Source organism: Acinetobacter sp. V89_4 (genome assembly GCF_029967875.1).
Classification (GTDB): Bacteria; Pseudomonadota; Gammaproteobacteria; order Pseudomonadales; family Moraxellaceae; genus Acinetobacter; species Acinetobacter oleivorans.
This window is the reverse complement of sequence record NZ_JASCAI010000028.1, coordinates 692,788-710,954: the sequence shown is the minus strand read 5'-3', so window position 1 is coordinate 710,954 and position 18,167 is coordinate 692,788. Positions and strand designations below refer to the sequence as shown.

The following is an 18,167-nucleotide window of genomic DNA, read 5'->3' as shown; positions in this document are numbered from 1 at the left end:
AATGAAGTTTAAACGTTCTCAAGTTGAAGACATTCATATCAATTTAACGCCTATGATTGACTGTTTGTTGTTCATTTTGGTTTTTTTATTGCTGTCGACCACTTTTAATCAGCCAAGTCGCATCAATTTAACATTACCAGATGCACAAGGTGTTCCACCAAAACAGTACGATCATAAAATTGAAGTCGTGGTAGACTCTGCTGGTCATTATGCTGTGAATGGTCAAGCGCTTTCATCTAAAGAGGTTGCTGATCTGAGTACTGCAATTAAGCAAGTTGCTCAAGAGCACCGTGACTTTATGTTCATCATTGCTGCGGATGCCAAAGCGTCTCATCAGGATGTAATTCGCGTTATGGATGTGGCAGGACAACTCGGTTTTGTTAACATCAATATTAGTACCAAAGTTCCTTCTAGAGGTTTTTCTGAGTGAATCAAGATTTTAAGGTTTATACGCGTCTCTTAGCCTATTTAAAACCTTATTGGGGCGTGGCCTTATTAGTACTTATCGGGTTCGGTATTAACTCAGCAACAGAAGTTTCCGTTGCTAAATTGATTAAATTTATTATTGATGCAATCCAAAACAGCAGTAGAGCAGATTTGGATTGGTTCCCGTTATTAATTATTTTATTAGTATTCTTCCGCGGCTTAGGCCTATTTATGGGCGGCTACTATACTGCTGTGATTTCCCGTAGTTTAGTTTTTAGTATTCGTCAGGAAGTTTATGCGAAACTTTTAAGACTCCCAGCACAATATTACTTAGATAATTCATCTGGTCATATTACCGCCAAAATTATGTATAACGTTGAACAGCTAACAGCTGCTTCTTCGGAATCATTAAGAACCATTGTTAGGGATGGGATGATTACTATTGGACTATTAGGTTACCTGTTCTATACCAATTGGCGTCTTACCTTATGCGTTTTTGTGTTTTTACCTGTAATTGGTGTATTGGTACGTAAAGCTTCGAAACGTATGCGAAAGCTTTCGTTACAAGTTCAAGATACGATGGGTGATGTGAACCATGTTGTCCAAGAAAGTATTAATGGTAATGCTGTAGTAAAAACTTTTGCTGGTGAAGAATCTGAACAAAAACGTTTCTATAAGTCATCGGAAGAGAACTTAAAACGTGGTTTAAAAATGGTGATTGTGCAAAACCTGAATAGCCCAGTTGTTCAGGTGGTAATGGCTTGTGCTATGGCCCTTATTGTATGGTTAGCTTTACGACCTCAGATTTTAGGTAATACAAGTGCTGGTGAATTTGTAGCTTACCTTACCGCAGCTGGCCTGTTAGCAAAACCTGTTAAAAGCTTGACTGATGTTAATGAAAAGTTACAACGTGGTTTAGCAGCAGCTCATTCTGTTTTTGAATTACTAGATTTACCTGAAGAGCAAAATAACGGTCAATTGAAACCTAAATTAAATGGGGCAATCCGTTTTGATCATGTGACATTAAATTATGCTGATGGTGTATCAGCTATTAAAGATTTTTCTTTAGATATTCTCCCTGGTCAAACTGTGGCATTGGTTGGTCGTTCAGGGGCGGGTAAAAGTTCATTAGTGAATATGTTGGTACGTTTTCAAGAAGTATCGAGTGGACAAATCTATTTAGATGATTTGCCAATTAATAATATTGAACTTTCTTGTCTGCGTACGCAAATTGCAATGGTAAATCAACAGGTTATATTGTTTAACCGTACTGTTCGTGAAAATATTGCATATGGTCAGTTGGAAGGCGCATCAGATGAAAAAATCTATGCAGCGGCAAAAGCAGCCTATGCACATGACTTCATTATGAATTTGCCAAATGGTTACGATACTGTTTTAGGCGCACAAGGTTTAAATCTATCGGGTGGCCAGCGTCAACGAATTGCAATTGCTCGAGCAATCTTAAAGAATGCTCCAATTCTAATTTTAGATGAAGCTACAAGTGCTCTCGATAATGAATCTGAACATTTTATTCAGCAAGCATTTGATGAAGCGATGCAAGACCGTACAACGATCGTTATTGCACACCGTTTATCAACAATTGAAAATGCTGATCGTATTGTAGTGATGGATCAAGGAAAAATCGTTGAGCAAGGTACTCATAAAGAGCTTCTTGAGAAACATGGTGCTTATTATCAATTACATCAGCGTAATTTTGAGGATAACTAAGCATGTCATTGGCCCAGCTGATCCAGAATGCATGGAATAAGCAATCGAGTTGGTTGATTGCTTTACGTCCATTATCTTGTTTGTATCGTGCTGGGTTTCTATTAAATCGTAATTTTTATACTGTGGGTTTAAAGAAAGTTTATAAAGCACCTGTACCGGTCATGGTGATTGGTAATATTACTGTGGGTGGAAGTGGAAAAACTCCATTATTAATACAACTGGTGAATTATCTACAACAGCATAATGTCAAAGTTGGGGTCATTAGCCGTGGATATGGTGGTATAGGTCCTTTTCCCATGTTAGTTACTTCGGGTGCTCAAGCAACTCAGGTTGGAGATGAGCCTGCATTAATTGTTCAATCGACAAGTGTACCAATGGCAGTAGGTCCTAATAGACAGGCTGCAATTGAACTTTTATTAGCATCAACATCAGTAGATTTAATTATTAGTGATGATGGTTTGCAGCATTGGGCATTGGGACGACAAATCGAGTGGATTGTACTTGATCAAAATCGCGGCTTAGGAAATCAAAAACTATTACCTGAAGGATATTTAAGAGAGCCTGTTGAGCGTTTAGAAACTGGAACAGTAATTGAACATGCGTATCAACCAACTACAGAATTAAATATGCATCTTGAGACTGGACAGCCATATTTACTTAATCCTTCGCCAAGGGGCGAACACATTTTTAATCCTCAAAGTAATTATCATGCTGTAGTGGGTATTGGCTTTCCACAGCGGTTTTATCAAACACTTAAAGATTTAGGCCTGAAACAATTTCAAGAACATGCGTTTCGTGACCATCATGATTACTCAATTGATGATTTAATTTTTAATGATGAACTGCCACTTATTACAACTGAAAAAGATGCGGTTAAATTATTGCCATTGCTTGAAAAATATCCAGAATTTAAACAGCCTATTTGGGTTGTTCCTGTTAAAGCTATCCTGTCTGTAGAGTGTTATCAGGTTTTAAAGCAGCAACTGCAACAACTTGATATCCAATTATCTTAGGAAGAAAAAATGAAACACATCGTCATTCCAGCACGCTTCTCAAGTTCGCGTTTGCCAGGTAAACCATTGTTGCTTATTCATGACCGTCCTATGATTTTACGTGTAGTCGATCAAGCTAAAAAAGTCGAAGGCTTTGATGATTTATGCGTGGCGACAGATGATGAGCGTATTGCTGAGATTTGCCGTGCAGATGGTGTAGATGTTGTTCTCACGAGTCCTGATCACCCATCAGGAACAGACCGATTAAGTGAAGTTGCGCGTATTAAAGGTTGGGATGCTAATGACATTATTGTAAATGTTCAGGGAGATGAACCTTTATTACCAGCCCAACTTGTTAAGCAAGTTGCAAAACTTTTGGTTGATAAACCAAATTGTTCAATGTCGACGTTGTGCGAGCCTATTCATACCTTAGATGAATTTCAGCGCGATAGTATTGTAAAAGTAGTCATGTCTAAACAAAATGAAGCCTTATATTTTAGCCGAGCAACTATTCCTTATGATCGGGATGGGGCTAAACATGAGGAACCGACTTTACATACACAAGCATTTCGTCATTTAGGTTTATATGCGTATCGAGTGAGCTTATTGCAAGAATATGTGACCTGGGATATGGGTAGGCTTGAAAAATTAGAAAGTCTTGAACAATTACGTGTTTTAGAAAATGGACATCGTATTGCGATTGCTGTTGCTCAAGCAAATTTACCACCCGGTGTGGATACTCAAGCTGATCTTGATCGCTTAAATAATATGCCTGTCGAATCTTTTGAATAAGCGTTAATTTTTAATGAATCCGAATGTAACTTCAAAGGTTTATCCTTGGCAGAAAACAGCATGGGATACCTTAACAACAAGGTTTCCCAATATTGGACATGGCCTATTATTCTATGGCAAGGAAGGCTGTGGGAAACATGCATTTGCTAAGCATTTCTTGGCTTGGGTGCTTTGCCTAAATAAGCAGCCTCATGGTGCTTGTGGTGAGTGTAGTAGCTGCCAATGGTTAAAATCGGATACTCATCCAAATTATGTCCATATCACAACAGATGAAGAAAATAAAAAGCAAAATGCAAAAATAAAAATCGAAAAGATTCGAGATTTGCTGCCTTTTGTGCAACAAACAGGAGAGGGTTGGCGCGTTATTCTTATTGAACCTGCTGAAGCTCTAAACTTGGCATCTTCAAATGCGCTATTAAAAACCTTAGAAGAACCAGGTGAGCGTGTTGTTTTAATTTTATTGGCCGATCACTACCTTAAATTACCAGCCACTATTCGTAGCCGATTGCAGCACTTTGCTTTAGATCGCATTTCATATGAGCAGGCTACTTCATATTTGAATGAGCATTTATCTGAAATTGCAGAAGTAGAACCTGATTTATTACTTGGTCTATCTAATGATATGCCTTTACAAGCTATAGAAATTGCAAAGAGTGATTGGTTTACTAAACGACAGATTTTCTTAAATGACTGGCTAAAAATTGTAGCTCAAAAAAATATGCCTTTATTTTTCTCAGGAAAATGGCAAAAAGAATTAAGTTTTAGCGATTTTATCGTACTTTTTGAGTACTTGTTGGGAGATTTAATTTGTGTCAAGCTAAATCAACCGCAGAAAAATACAGATTTAGATTTTGATCAATTAATTCCATATTACGATTTAGAAAGCTTATTCAATATTTATACTGAACTACAACAAGCAAAAAAGCTTGTTGAGCAAAATGTACAAAGTCAACTTATTATAGATCAATTGTTTATAACGTTAATGAATGTTTAAGGGGAAGATTATGCAGCCGCAAATGGGGGGGATTATTCAGGTAAATATTCCTGATAGAGCTACTTTACAAGCAAGCTATATGGGATATGTGCAAGGTGGAGGCCTATTTGTACCATCAAAACAAAAAGTAAAAATGGGACAAGAAATTTTCATTTTAGCTACTTTGCCTGAGCAGTCTCAAAAAATTCCTCTTACGGGTAAGGTGATTTGGATATCGCACAAGCAGAGTGGATTTAAACCTCAAGGTTTTGCTATTCAATTAAGTGGAGATAAGGGAATTTACTATAAAGCTGAGGCAGAAAGAGTTTTGGCTGGTAGTATGTCTCTAGATCGTCCAAGTTATACCATGTAATCAAATAGGATAGAAAAGTGTTTGTTGATACGCATTGCCATTTAACGATGTTAGATTTAACGCCTTATAACGGCGATCTGGACCTTGCGCTTGCAGCAGCGCGAGCAGAAGGTGTGTCTAAATTTATGGCAATATCCGTTGATCTTGATGACCACATTGCACTAGCAGAGATTGCAAAGAGACATGAAGACGTTGGTTATACAGTAGGTGTTCATCCTTGTGAAGATGTCGATACGATGGCTCGTGCCACGACCGAATACTTGATTGAATTGGCTCAGTCGAAAAAAGTATGGGCTCTGGGTGAAACTGGACTGGACTACTACCACAGTACAGATTTTGTTGAAGAGCAAAAGGCATGTTTTGCAAGACATATCCAAGCTTCGAAAATTGTAAAAAAACCGGTTGTCGTTCATACGCGTTCAGCAAAGCATGATACGGTAGATATTATTCGTGCTGAAAACTCCACTCATGGAATTTTGCATTGTTTTACCGAAGATTGGGAAACAGCAAAGGCTGTTCTGGATTGTGGTTATTACATTTCTTTTTCAGGTATTGTGTCATTTAAAAATGCACAAGACTTGCGTGATGTAGCTAAACAAGTGCCATTAGATCGTCTTTTAATTGAAACAGATAGCCCTTATTTGGCACCTGTTCCATACCGTGGAAAAACAAATGAACCAAAATATGTACCTTATGTAGCCAAAGCGCTCAGCGATGTATATGATAAATCGGTTGAGGAAATTGCAATGATCACCTCACAAAATTTTGAGAACTTGCTAAAAGCGATTTAAGTTATAGAAACTATATAAGAGAGTAATTGCGTGAAGATGGATCGTCAGGCTCAGTTCCGAGCAAGAGAAGTATTAATATTTCAGGTTGCGGAGCAATTATTGCTAGAAAATGGCGAAGCCGGAATGACACTTGATGTCTTGGCTGCTGAGCTTGATTTAGCAAAAGGAACTTTGTACAAACATTTTCAAAGTAAAGATGAATTGTACATGCTGTTGATTATTCGTAATGAACGTATGTTACTCGAAATGGTTCAAGATACTGAAAAGGCCTTTCCAGAACATTTGGCCTTTTTTATGCTGCATCATTTACACCATCCTGAACGGACAGTTTTATTTCATCAAATTGAGGAAAAACTTTCGATTACAGCTCAAGGGGTGCATCACCTTTTTAATGAGCTTTATCAAGTGCGTAAACAGCGATTACGAATTATCATTCGCATGACTGATCACTATTTAGAATCGATTCAAAGCAATATGACAACTCGAGATTATCTGGCTTCTATTTGGTCGTTAACTCATGGTGCAGCAGCTATTCTCAACTCAAGCTTTTACCAACGCTATTTGGGTTCACGGGACACTTTAAGAGTGGCTTATATTGATCAGGCATTAGCCTTACCTAAACAAACTGCTGAACAATATGCTTAATAGGTCGATATGAAATCTCAATCACCGCCTAAATCACAAAAAGGTTTTACCCTCATTGAAGTGATGGTGGTGATTGTTATTATGACGATTATGACCTCTCTTGTTGTACTTAATATAGGTGGGGTTGACCAAAAGAAAGCGATGCAAGCAAGAGAGTTGTTTTTGCTTGATGCACATAAAATTGGTAAAGAGTCACTTGACCAGTCTCGTGTTTTAGCCCTATCTACTATGAGTGAAACTGATGTTTCTCCATTTTCTTATGAGCTGTATGAATACCACGATCAGAGTAAATTACAGGTACAAGATTTAAAAAATCGTTGGCAGAAATACCCAGAATTTACTACACGCCAATTGCCTAAACATGTATCGTTTACAGTACAACCTTTAGATGGTCAAACCTATTCAAAAGCTACGAATACAGATTTAATTGGCGGGCAGGCTCCGCAGTTAATCTGGTTTGGAAATGGTGAAGCTAAAACAGTTAAAATACAGTTTTACTTTGAACAAAAACCAATTGGTTCAGAAATACAGATTGATCATTTGGGTAAAATAAATGAAATCTAAAGGCTTTACTCTATTAGAGGTAATGGTAGCTTTAGCAATTTTTGCGGTAGCTGCCGTCGCATTAACTAAAGTGGCCATGCAATATACCCAATCTACCTCAAATGCGATTCTTAGAACAAAAGCTCAGTTTGTAGCAATGAATGAAGTTGCCTTAATGGAGATAAATCAAGAATGGCTTCAAGGTACTCAAAGTAAGCAAGTTACTTCCCAAGGTGAAACCTGGCAGATTGATAAATCTGCTGAATCTACAGTCAGCCCGAATGTTCAGAAAGTAGATTTGCAAATTAGCTTATATGATTCTGATAAAGGGAAAGTTCAAAATGGTATTACCCACTTGGTATTTTTTAATTATCCAATGAAAGCAAAATAATGATAAAAAATAAATATCTTCGCTCGAGAAGTCTAGTTTCTCGTTTTGCTGCACGATCGAGCAGTGTTCGATTAACTCGTGCCTCAGGATTTACTTTAGTTGAGCTTTTAGTCGCAATTGCAATTTTTGCTGTTCTATCTTTGTTGGGTTGGAAGATTTTTGATTATTTATTAAAAGTCCGTGATCGTAATGCACAACACGAAGTACAGTTATTTGAATTACAAGATGCTTATCAACAAATTTTACGTGATACTTTGCAAATTATACCTTTATCGGCTAATCAAGGCGGGCAACTACGTCCAGCCTTAGAACTTGATAATCAAGTTCTTCACTTTAGCAAGGCAGGTGTTACTGATCCCTTAAAACAAGGGTTGTCACCTTTTGAGCGTATTGAATATCGATATGATCCTGATCAAAAAAAGCTTTATCGTCTTAAATACAGTAATTTAAATACTTCAAACAGAGAGCAGCCATTATCAAGTACGCTGTTGAGCCAAGTTGAACAATTTCAAATTATGGTGCTAACGCCTCAAGAAGTGTCAAAGTGGCCAGAAATTAATATTGATCCTACAAAACCTGAAGAATTTAGAAAGTTGCCGAAAGGAATAAAAATACAACTTACAGTTGCCGGTGTAAGTTATGAGTGGATTTATAGCTTAAATCAAGGTGATTTATCGCTCTCCAATAAAGGAGTGGGATAATATGTTGCATTATAAAAAAAGCCAGCAAGGCGTTGCTTTGCTCACCATTCTAATTATGGTTGCTTTGGCTACAATTTTAGCTGCCTCTATTGCAAAGCATCAAACTAATACCATGGAAAATACTGGCTATTTGATGCGTCAAAATCAGTCATTACTCTATGCAAAAAGTGCAGAGGCCTTTTTTTCTGAATTATTAATTCAAGATGCAAATAATGCTGGTGGCGTTGATCATTTAAAAGAAACATGGGCACAGCCGATGCCACCTTTTCCAATAGAAGATGGAACAGTATCAGGGCGTTTATTGGATGAGTCAGGCAAATTTAACCTAAACAATTTGACGACGAATGACGGTAAGGTAAACGAAGCTGCTAAAAATTGGTTTGAGCGGTTACTTGTACGTGTAGGCTTGCCAGCAGAATTAAGTCAAGCGGTCATCGATTGGCAAGATCCAGATGACGAACCATCTGGGTCTATGGGTGCTGAAAGCAGTTATTATGAAGGTCTCGATCCTAGCTATTTAGCTTCAAATGCTAAATTTCATCGTATTGAAGAGTTAAAATTAGTAAGAGGTTTTGACGGTAAGAAATATGATTTAATTGCTCCTTATATTTCTGCATTACCTGAAAATACAAAAGTGAATATTAATACAGCCTCGCCATTAGTTTTAGCGAGTATTGATCCAAAATTAGATTTAGGGGCGGTAGAAAAAGAGCTTCAGATGCGCCAACAAAATTTAAAATTCTTTCAAAATGTTGATGAATTATGGCAATTGAATGCTTTTTCAACAGTCGACACTCAAAAGAGAACTGAAGTGAATAGCTTGTTAGAAGTAAAGTCGAGTTTTTTTCAAGCACAAATTGAGGTCGTGCTAAATAATCGGAAAAGACAATTTACAAGTGCACTAATGCGTAATGATAAGCAGGTTTATGTTTATTCTAGAAACATTTCACCATTTAACTGATTGAAAAATTTTAGTTTATTTGTTTTTGTCATGTTGTTAAAAAGTCGTATTTAGAAACTTCTCTGATGATTAAATAAAATGAAGATAAATTTTCTATATATTTATCTTCAATATTTCTTCACAAGTCTTATCATACTTTTCGCTAATTGTTTCTAATTGAAAAGTGGTGCGAAGTTTTCGTCTTTTGCTTTATAATAATGTTCCTAGAAGGAATGATCGATTTGGCACATGTTAATTCGTAAGTTATTTAAGTTTGAAAATGCACATGTTGTACGTAACTGTACATCGGATCGTTGTAAGCGATCAATTCATGGACATAGCTATAAAGTCGAATTATTGCTTAAAGCTTCGAAATTAGATCATGGACAAATGGTTTATGATTTTGGGCTTCTAAAAGGAGTAATAAAAGACCTTATTGACAGCTTTGATCATGCAATCTGTTTTTGGGAAAAAGATGATTCTCAATACATTGATGCTTGTCAGACTTTTAGTGCTCGTTGGATTTCTTTACCTGTTTCACCTTCGGCTGAACAGTTTTCACGTATTTTCTTTTATCTAGCTCAGCAAGTTTTACAATCAACCATCACTCAAAATGGGGAAGGTGATGTTGAGGTTTATTCAGTTATTGTTCATGAGACTGATACTGGATATGCACAAAGCTTTATTGAAGATATTCAAAATGAACAAATGGGGATTTTAAGTCTCGATGGAATTATTTTTTCAGAACAAATCCAGATAGAGTGGGCAAATCCTCAGATGTATGAAGACTTGAAAAATGGGATTAAATTTAATAATCCTCAAGTTGATTTACAAGTCGAAGTATAAATCGAATTACTTACAGTATTTGTAGAATTGAAAATTGATCTAGGATGACATTAATGCAATTAACTGAGCAACAGCAAGCTAAACTCAGTAAAGTTCAATTAGAAGAAAGCTGGAAAATATCTTTAGCGCCTTTTTTGTTAAGCCCTCAAATGGATAATTTGCGCGACTTCTTATTTCAAGAGAAACAAGCACAAAAAATAATATATCCACCGAGTAAACAAATCTTTAGTGCTCTAAATACGACACCATTGGCTGATGTGAAGGTCGTTATTCTTGGACAAGATCCATATCATGGACCAAACCAAGCAAATGGATTAAGTTTCTCCGTTCAAAAAGGTATTGCATTACCACCATCTTTACGTAATATTTTTCATGAATTACATACAGATTTGGGTATTCCAGCTCCTCGTCATGGCGACTTAACGAAATGGGCTACGCAAGGTGTACTTTTACTGAACAGTGTGCTTACTGTTGAAGCTGGACAGCCAACCTCACATCAAAAGCAAGGTTGGGAAGCATTTACTGATGAAGTCATTGATGTCCTGAATGAGCAAAGAGAACATATAGTATTTATTTTGTGGGGTGCTTATGCACAGCGCAAAGGACAACGTATAAATAGAGATAAACACTTGGTTTTAACCGCTGCACATCCATCGCCCCTTGCTGCAAACAGAGGTGGTTTTTTTGGATGCAAAGTGTTCTCAAAAACAAATCAATATTTGAAACAACATGGCATTGAGCCCATAGACTGGCAATTGGACGCATGATGAACTCTCCCAATCTAAATAACTATCACCCGGACTTGGTGGTCGAAGAAGCAAAAAACGGCTGGCGTATAGTACGTTTGAATCGTCCTAAATCATTGCATGCTTTAGATGAATCAATCGTAACGGCATTATTACGAGTATTTGAAGATTTCCGTGATGATGAGAACGTTAAAGCAATTTGGTTAGATTCAACAACACCAAAAGCTTTTTGTGCAGGTGGTGATGTTAGAAAATTACGTCAACTTGTTATCAATCAAGAAGTAGACACAGCGAATAAGTTTTTCCAGCAAGAATATGCTTTAGATTTACTCTTACATAATTATGCTAAGCCTGTAGTTGTTTGGGGCGAAGGCTATGTTATGGGTGGTGGTTTGGGCTTGTTTATGGCAGCACCATTCCGTTTAGTAACTCCATATTCTCGTTTGGCAATGCCTGAAATTAATATTGGTTTATATCCAGATGTAGGGGCGAGCCGCTTCTTAGCAGATCGTGGTCCAATAGGGTTGTTTACTGGTTTAACTGGTTCAATCATGACAGCCGCTGGAGCATATAGCATCGGTTGGGCAACACACATTTGTGAAGCACAACGTGATAATGTTTTGCAAAAAGTTTTAAATATTAATTGGGCTCATTATCCTGCAGGGGATTTCCGCGCAATTGATGATACTTTAAATAGTTTGCATCGTCCGGTTGCGGCAGGTCCATTACAAAACTCGCTAGACGTGATTCATAGCGTTTGTCGCGGTTTTAATTTTGAACAAGATTATCAAGCTATTGTGAGCTTGCGTGATGCGAGCAGTGACTGGTTACGCCAAGCGAGTGAGAACTTACAAAAAGGATCTCCTAGTACTGCGGCAATCACTTGGTTGCTGTGGCAATGGGGTAAACAGATACACTCTTGGGATGAGGTCTTTGATCTTGAAGCTCAGATTTCTGAGTGGAAAATTCGTCATCCTGACTTTGTAGAAGGTGTCCGTGCACGCTTGGTTGATAAAGATTTATCGCCAGAATGGAAGCCATGTGAAGACTTAAGCTTAAGAGGCATATTAGCTGATTGTCCGCCAGTGACTTCAATAGATAGCTGGAATGCGTTACTTAGACAACACGGTGTGATCACCTAAAATACATGACTGAATATAGTGATGAATATTGGATGCAGCTTGCTTACGAGCAAGCTGAATTAGCTGCACAGCAGGGTGAAATTCCTGTTGGTGCGATTGTAGTAAGCCAAAATCGAGTGATTGGATCTGGCTATAATGCTCCAATTAGTTTGTTAGACCCAACTGCACATGCAGAAATTCAAGCTATCCGTGCAGCATGCTTATCATTAAATAATTATCGATTACCTGACGATGCGACTTTATATGTCACTCTTGAGCCATGCACAATGTGTGTAGGCGCATTAGTACATGCAAGAATCAAACATGTGGTTTTTGGTACAACAGAACCTAAGGCAGGTTCATTGGTAAGTGCTCGTCAGTTACTACAAGATGGTTATTACAATCATAAATTTACTTTTCAACAAGGTTGTTTACAAGAAAAATGTGCCCAACAACTCAGTCATTTTTTTAAACAAAGACGCGAGCAAAAGAAACAAGAAAAACAACAGAAAACGTCCTTAAATGATTAAAAAGTAACACGAGCTTATGGCAAACTAACGCAATTTTACTGCCATGTTTTTTAATAAGGAATATTCAATGCGTAATGTAATTACCGTAAAAAAAGAATTTAATGCTCCTCTTAGTGACGTATTTAATTTGCTTTCTAAACATGCAACTTACAATACTGCTTTTGCGCCATTACAAGTTGTACGTGTGAAAGACTCAGCAGATTCTAAAAGACCTGATGGTTTAGGTTCAGTTCGTCGTATGGGGTTTGGCCCAATCAAGCCAATTAAAGAAGAAATTACCTTGCTTGAAGAAAATAAAAGCATTGAATATAAATTAATAGACAATCCTTTGATTAAACACCATTTAGGTCGAATCGAGTTTTCTGAAATCACCCCATACATAACTTTAGTTACATATCGCATCGAGTTAACCGCAAAAGCTCCAGTGGTAAGTAAATTAATCCTTGCACAGCTAAAACTAGCCATTACACTAGGCTTTTCGAGATTAGCTAAAGCAGTTGCTTCTTAGTGAGAGTTCAATGACAGTTCAAATTATTACTATTGATGGTCCGAGTGGTTCGGGTAAAGGAACATTGGCAGCAAAACTTGCAGCATATTATCAATATCATTTACTCGATTCTGGTGCCTTATATCGTTTATTGGGGTTGTCATTACATAAACACGATTTATTAGAGAAATTAGACAGTCAGCTCGACGAATGTATTCAATATGCACGTCAACTAGATATTAAATTTGAAACTTCCCCAGCAGGCATTCTAGTTTTTCTAGATGGCGAAGATGTATCTCAAACAATTCGTACAGAACGTGTGGGTGAATATGCATCGAAAGTTGCTGCAATTCCTGAACTTAGACAGGCGTTATTTGAGAGACAAAGAGCTTTTGCACAAAAACCTGGCTTAGTTGCAGATGGCCGTGATATGGCTACAGCTATTTTTCCAGAAGCAAATGCAAAAATTTATTTGACTGCTTCGGCTGAGTCGCGTGCTGAGCGAAGAGTAAAACAGTTGCAGGGCATGGGCCTAGATGCTAAAATAAACGACATTTTAGCTAATATACAGGCGCGTGACAAAAGAGATATGGAGCGAGAAGTTGCTCCGCTCAAGCCAGCCAAAGATGCTTATATCATTGATAGTTCGGAATTAACGATCGATCAGGTATTTAAGTTGATGGTTGATTATGTCGATAGCCGTACAATTTAGCAAATAGAATTATCAGTTGACGCATAGCTTGATCAGTCTATAAAGACTATGTTGATACTTAACTAAACCGGCCTTGTCTGATCCAAGACCGCTGAATTTATCAGGTATATCATGACCGAATCTTTTGCAGCCCTCTTTGAAGAAAGTGAATTAAACCTCAACGTTGAAAAGGGTGCAGTCATCCAAGGTGTTGTTGTAAACATCGATAGCGACTGGGTAACTGTTGACACTGGCCTAAAGTCTGAAGGCATTGTTGACCGTGCTGAATTTTTAAATGAACAACGTGAACTTGAAGTTCAGGTTGGTGATACTGTTGACGTAGTTGTTGAAGCTCTTGACAACGGTATGGGTCAAACAGTTTTATCACGTGAAAAAGCTAAGCGTGCTGAAACTTGGACTAAACTTGAAAAAATCTTTGAAGATGGCGAAATCGTTACTGGTGTTATCTCTGGTAAAGTTAAAGGCGGTTTCACTGTTGACATCGGTCCTGTTCGTGCATTCTTACCAGGTTCATTAGTTGACACTCGTCCTATCCGTGACACTACTCACCTTGAAGGTAAAGAGTTAGAGTTTAAAGTAATCAAACTTGATGCTAAACGTAATAACGTTGTTGTATCTCGTCGTGCTGTTATGGAAGCTGAATCTTCTGCTGACCGTGAAGCATTACTTGCTCAACTTGAAGAAGGTCAAACAGTTACAGGTACAATCAAGAACCTTACTGATTACGGCGCATTCGTTGATCTTGGTGGTATTGATGGTCTTCTCCATATCACAGATATGGCTTGGAAACGTATCAAGCATCCTTCAGAAGTTGTTGAAGTTGGTCAAGAAGTTACTGTTAAAGTACTTAAATTTGACCGTGAGCGTAATCGCGTATCTTTAGGCCTTAAACAATTAGGCGAAGATCCATGGTTAGCGATCATGAGCCGTTACCCTAAAGGTTCTATCGTTAAAGCTCGTGTAACTAACTTAACTGACTACGGTTGTTTCGCTGAAATCGCTGAAGGCGTTGAAGGTTTAGTTCACGTTTCTGAAATGGACCACACTAACAAAAACATCCACCCATCTAAAGTTGTTCAGATTGGTGATGAAGTTGATGTTATGGTTCTTGAAGTTGACGAAGAACGTCGTCGTATCAGCCTTGGTATCAAACAAACTCGTGCTAACCCATGGGAAGAGTTTGCTAAAGCTCATGAGAAAGGCGAAAAAGTATCTGGTACTATCAAGTCTATCACTGACTTTGGTATCTTCATTGGCTTGAACGGCGGTATTGACGGTTTAGTACACTTGTCTGATATTTCTTGGAACGAGCAAGGTGAAGAAGCTATTCGTCGTTACAAGAAAGGTGACACTGTTGAAGCTGTTATCTTGTCTGTAGACGCTGAAGGTAACCGTATCAGCCTTGGTATCAAGCAATTGAACAGCGATCCGTTCAATGATTTCTTAGCTGCTAACGAACGCGGTGCTTTAGTTAAAGGTACTGTAACTGCAGTTGATGCTCGTGGCGCAACTGTTAAGTTAGCTGACGAAGTAGAAGCTACTCTTAAAGCTTCTGAAATCAACCGTGATCGCGTTGAAGATGCAACTAAATTCTTAGAAGTTGGTCAAGAAGTTGAAGCGAAAATCATCAACGTTGATCGTAAATCTCGCTCTATCAACTTGTCTGTTAAAGCAAAAGACGAAGCTGAAGAGAAAGAAGCAGTTGCTAGCTTGCGTACAGCAACAACAAATCAAGAAAATGGTCCTAAGACTATTGGTGATTTGATTAAAGCACAAATGAAGTAATAGGTTAACAAAGTACAGTTTCATGTAACGGAATTGTACTTTTTATACAAATTACTGTAAACGGTAGCCTAGTATTCAACATACTGCGCTACCGTTTTGTATTTAAACAGGTTATTATCAGACGACATAGAGTAGCAATAAATAACGAGGTCGTAGATGACTACTGAAGCTCTTAATAAGTCTGATTTGATTGAACGCATTGCGCTGAAAAACCCACACTTAGCTGAACCTTTGGTGGAAGAGGCGGTTAAAATTATGATTGATCAAATGATAGAGGCCCTATCAACTGATAATCGAATTGAAATCCGTGGTTTCGGTAGCTTTGCTTTACACCACCGTGATCCAAGAGTTGGTCGTAATCCTAAAACGGGAAGATCAGTAGAAGTGGCAGCTAAAGCTGTTCCACATTTCAAACCGGGTAAAGCACTGCGTGATGCAGTCAACGAATCCGGGAAATAAATAAAAATTTATAAGCGGGGTGCCTATGCGTTATATTTTAATTGCATTGCTTATTGTTGTATTTGGTTATTCTTTAGCACTTGTATTGCAAAATCCAACAGAGCTGTCTGTTGATTTGTTATTTACCCAAGTTCCAGCTATGCGTTTAGGCTTATTATTGCTACTCACATTGGTGCTTGGAACAGTGGTTGGTCTTTTGTTAGGTGTGCAAGTTTTCAGAGTATTTCAAAAAGGCTGGGAAATTAAACGTCTTCGCAAAGATATTGACCATTTGAGAAAAGAACAGATTCAAAGTGCTCAATTAGCAGCAGCAGAAGCCGCTGCAAATGTAAGACATGAAAAAACCGTTTTAGATGTTTATCCCCAAGATAAAAACTCTACTCCGTTATAATTTGAACACTACTCTTTATTTACGAGTAAAGAGTAGTAAATTCCTTAATTTATTAGCCTGTTCTTCTTTGTATTTATTCTAAAAATAAGTCCCCATAACATTATTGTCTCTAAATTTGAAAGCCTTCCTTATACATTTCTTTATTACTTGATGACTTGTCTATTATAATGATGCTGATTTTATATGATGGAAGAAAGTCTCTTGAGTATCATTGTTGCGTTAGATGCAAAAAGCCAATATGACGCTTTAAAAATTGTTGAACAACTTGATCCTACTTTATGTCGTGTAAAAGTGGGTAAAGAGCTTTTTACTCATGAAGGCCCATCTGTTGTAAAAAAACTTCAAGAACAAAACTTTGAAGTTTTTCTTGATCTTAAATTTCATGATATTCCAAATACTACCGCTCAGGCTGTTTGTGCAGCAGCTGATTTAGGAGTGTGGATGGTCAACGTCCATGCTTCAGGTGGCCGTAAAATGATGGAAACTTGTGTAGAACGCTTAAAAGCAGGTAACTATCAAACTCAATTAATTGCGGTTACTGTGTTAACTTCAATGGGGCGTGAAGATTTAAAAGATATTGGTCTAGATGTTGAGCCAGTAGAGCATGTAAAACGCTTAGCTAAACTCACTAAAGAAAGTGGATTAGATGGTGTGGTTTGTTCTGCACAAGAAGCTAAAATTCTTCGCGACTTGATTGGGCAAGACTTCTCTTTAGTAACACCTGGTATTCGTCCGGAAGGTTCAAATGCGGACGACCAAAAACGTATTGTGACTCCCAAGCAGGCTATGCTTGATGGTTCTACACACTTAGTCATTGGTCGACCGATTACTAAAGCAGAAAATCCAACAGAAATGTTGAAGTCTATTCTTACTTCAATTGCTTAAAAATTTAGGAATAAGCTAATTAATAGCGGGGCGAGTAGGCTTAATAATAAGCCGCTCATCATGGCATGTGGTACATAATGTGTACCACATGACTGCTTTACCATGGCTAAGGTAACATCCATTGACGTTGCGCCAGCACTTGAGATAGCAGGGCGTGGAAAACGCCATCCCATTGTATACATTAAAAATATAGCCACAATTTCTCTAAATAAATCAGTTAATAATGCAATACCACCTAGTTCTGCCGAGTGTAATTGCGTAAATAAGATCCCTGACATTGAATACCAGCCATAACCTTGTGCTAATGCTAACGTTTCATTCAGTGCAAAATGCTTGCTAAGCAAAAAGTAGTTAAAGAAGCCAGCTATACATGAGCCGATAAATGCAGCCAAAGGTACAATTAAAATCTTCCAGCTTAACCACGTACGGTTGAAATGAGTGAAGGCAAGTTCAATACCAATTAAGAAAATAAATAGTAATAATAAATACCAACTATTAAAGGCCATATGTGAATTGAATTGAGTGGCAATAGCTCCTAATAGAACACCGACCCCTAAAGCAAGAAAGGCCTTTGCAATATTTTTTAAAGCATTTACAAAAAGTTGAAGTGAAATTTTGCCTTTGACACTTTGTTTATCAAAAATTGTATAAGCCAATAAACAGGTAAAGAAAGAACCAAAAGATGTGGTAAGTGCAATAATAATAGCGGGTGGAAGTATGGCAGAAGGATTCTCAATTTGATCAAGTGCTAGTGTTAATTCTAAAGCTACACTTGCTAAGAGAATATAAGAAAAATAGGGTAGTATTTTAAAAATAAACTTTTGGATATTTAAACATAGTTTGGGTGCTAGAAAATAGCCGGAAGCAAGTGCTAAAAAAATTTGAATGATGAGATAAAAAGATTGCATAT

23 protein-coding genes are annotated in these 18,167 nt (G+C 37.6%); 22 read left to right on the top strand and 1 reads right to left on the bottom strand.

The annotated features are described in order from the left end of the window. The first annotated feature begins 1 nt into the window (after position 1). The 22 genes from QLG01_RS14970 to pyrF all read left to right on the top strand — a co-directional run bounded on the left by QLG01_RS14970 (position 2) and on the right by pyrF (position 17,257). Positions 2 to 430: a biopolymer transporter ExbD gene (locus tag QLG01_RS14970; protein WP_004642621.1), complete on the top strand. Its 429-nt coding sequence runs from the start codon at positions 2 to 4 to the stop codon at positions 428 to 430. After that, positions 427 to 2,154, top strand: a complete 1,728-nt coding sequence (msbA, locus tag QLG01_RS14965) for a lipid A export permease/ATP-binding protein MsbA (RefSeq protein ID WP_151768061.1) — start codon at positions 427 to 429, stop codon at positions 2,152 to 2,154. Before QLG01_RS14970 ends, msbA begins: the two co-directional genes overlap by 4 nt. A gap of 2 nt (positions 2,155 to 2,156) precedes the next feature. Further along, positions 2,157 to 3,167: a tetraacyldisaccharide 4'-kinase gene (gene lpxK, locus QLG01_RS14960; protein WP_282496844.1), complete on the top strand. Its 1,011-nt coding sequence runs from the start codon at positions 2,157 to 2,159 to the stop codon at positions 3,165 to 3,167. A 9-nt stretch (positions 3,168 to 3,176) separates the two neighbouring features. Beyond that, positions 3,177 to 3,938: a 3-deoxy-manno-octulosonate cytidylyltransferase gene (gene kdsB, locus QLG01_RS14955; protein ID WP_282496843.1), complete on the top strand. Its 762-nt coding sequence runs from the start codon at positions 3,177 to 3,179 to the stop codon at positions 3,936 to 3,938. 13 nt (positions 3,939 to 3,951) lie between these two features. Next, a complete protein-coding gene (locus QLG01_RS14950) occupies positions 3,952 to 4,932 on the top strand; it encodes a DNA polymerase III subunit delta' (RefSeq protein WP_282496842.1) in 981 nt (326 codons plus the stop codon). Positions 4,933 to 4,942: 10 nt separating this feature from the next. Continuing rightward, entirely contained in the window at positions 4,943 to 5,284 is a 342-nt protein-coding gene (locus QLG01_RS14945; protein ID WP_003651467.1) for a PilZ domain-containing protein, read from the top strand. A gap of 17 nt (positions 5,285 to 5,301) precedes the next feature. Then, positions 5,302 to 6,075, top strand: coding sequence for a TatD family hydrolase (locus tag QLG01_RS14940; RefSeq protein WP_199987353.1), 774 nt, complete (start codon positions 5,302 to 5,304; stop codon positions 6,073 to 6,075). Between the two features lie 36 nt (positions 6,076 to 6,111). Next, on the top strand, positions 6,112 to 6,720 hold the full coding sequence (locus tag QLG01_RS14935; RefSeq protein ID WP_013198082.1) for a TetR/AcrR family transcriptional regulator: 609 nt from the start codon (positions 6,112 to 6,114) through the stop codon (positions 6,718 to 6,720). A gap of 9 nt (positions 6,721 to 6,729) precedes the next feature. Continuing rightward, positions 6,730 to 7,284 (top strand): type II secretion system protein, encoded by a 555-nt coding sequence (locus tag QLG01_RS14930; RefSeq protein ID WP_005304714.1) that lies wholly within the window; start codon positions 6,730 to 6,732, stop codon positions 7,282 to 7,284. Next, on the top strand, positions 7,274 to 7,654 hold the full coding sequence (gspI, locus tag QLG01_RS14925; RefSeq protein WP_004792732.1) for a type II secretion system minor pseudopilin GspI: 381 nt from the start codon (positions 7,274 to 7,276) through the stop codon (positions 7,652 to 7,654). Before QLG01_RS14930 ends, gspI begins: the two co-directional genes overlap by 11 nt. Continuing rightward, entirely contained in the window at positions 7,654 to 8,355 is a 702-nt protein-coding gene (gspJ, locus tag QLG01_RS14920; RefSeq protein WP_282496840.1) for a type II secretion system minor pseudopilin GspJ, read from the top strand. Before gspI ends, gspJ begins: the two co-directional genes overlap by 1 nt. Position 8,356: 1 nt before the next feature. Continuing rightward, on the top strand, positions 8,357 to 9,316 hold the full coding sequence (gene gspK, locus QLG01_RS14915; protein ID WP_199987355.1) for a type II secretion system minor pseudopilin GspK: 960 nt from the start codon (positions 8,357 to 8,359) through the stop codon (positions 9,314 to 9,316). A gap of 228 nt (positions 9,317 to 9,544) precedes the next feature. Next, on the top strand, positions 9,545 to 10,141 hold the full coding sequence (locus tag QLG01_RS14910; RefSeq protein ID WP_013198078.1) for a 6-carboxytetrahydropterin synthase: 597 nt from the start codon (positions 9,545 to 9,547) through the stop codon (positions 10,139 to 10,141). Positions 10,142 to 10,194: 53 nt separating this feature from the next. Continuing rightward, a complete protein-coding gene (gene ung, locus QLG01_RS14905) occupies positions 10,195 to 10,908 on the top strand; it encodes a uracil-DNA glycosylase (RefSeq protein ID WP_282496837.1) in 714 nt (237 codons plus the stop codon). Next, on the top strand, positions 10,905 to 12,029 hold the full coding sequence (locus QLG01_RS14900; protein WP_013198077.1) for an enoyl-CoA hydratase/isomerase family protein: 1,125 nt from the start codon (positions 10,905 to 10,907) through the stop codon (positions 12,027 to 12,029). Before ung ends, QLG01_RS14900 begins: the two co-directional genes overlap by 4 nt. A gap of 5 nt (positions 12,030 to 12,034) precedes the next feature. Continuing rightward, positions 12,035 to 12,538 (top strand): tRNA adenosine(34) deaminase TadA, encoded by a 504-nt coding sequence (tadA, locus tag QLG01_RS14895; RefSeq protein WP_049836526.1) that lies wholly within the window; start codon positions 12,035 to 12,037, stop codon positions 12,536 to 12,538. Positions 12,539 to 12,605: 67 nt separating this feature from the next. Then, positions 12,606 to 13,046, top strand: coding sequence for an SRPBCC family protein (locus tag QLG01_RS14890; protein WP_013198075.1), 441 nt, complete (start codon positions 12,606 to 12,608; stop codon positions 13,044 to 13,046). Between the two features lie 10 nt (positions 13,047 to 13,056). Beyond that, the gene (gene cmk, locus QLG01_RS14885) at positions 13,057 to 13,737 is read left to right on the top strand and encodes a (d)CMP kinase (protein ID WP_224971681.1); all 681 of its coding nucleotides are present in this window, start codon (positions 13,057 to 13,059) and stop codon (positions 13,735 to 13,737) included. Positions 13,738 to 13,848: 111 nt separating this feature from the next. Continuing rightward, positions 13,849 to 15,522, top strand: coding sequence for a 30S ribosomal protein S1 (rpsA, locus tag QLG01_RS14880; protein ID WP_004792715.1), 1,674 nt, complete (start codon positions 13,849 to 13,851; stop codon positions 15,520 to 15,522). Between the two features lie 156 nt (positions 15,523 to 15,678). Continuing rightward, the gene (locus QLG01_RS14875; RefSeq protein WP_003651488.1) at positions 15,679 to 15,981 is read left to right on the top strand and encodes an integration host factor subunit beta; all 303 of its coding nucleotides are present in this window, start codon (positions 15,679 to 15,681) and stop codon (positions 15,979 to 15,981) included. Positions 15,982 to 16,006: 25 nt separating this feature from the next. After that, positions 16,007 to 16,372, top strand: coding sequence for a lipopolysaccharide assembly protein LapA domain-containing protein (locus QLG01_RS14870; protein WP_004792713.1), 366 nt, complete (start codon positions 16,007 to 16,009; stop codon positions 16,370 to 16,372). A gap of 186 nt (positions 16,373 to 16,558) precedes the next feature. Continuing rightward, a complete protein-coding gene (pyrF, locus tag QLG01_RS14865; protein WP_107880366.1) occupies positions 16,559 to 17,257 on the top strand; it encodes an orotidine-5'-phosphate decarboxylase in 699 nt (232 codons plus the stop codon). On the opposite strand, the gene QLG01_RS14860 is transcribed toward pyrF, so the two are convergent. Next, positions 17,254 to 18,165, bottom strand: a complete 912-nt coding sequence (locus QLG01_RS14860) for a lysine exporter LysO family protein (protein WP_282496835.1) — start codon at positions 18,163 to 18,165, stop codon at positions 17,254 to 17,256. The genes pyrF and QLG01_RS14860 overlap by 4 nt on opposite strands. Positions 18,166 to 18,167: the final 2 nt, after the last annotated feature.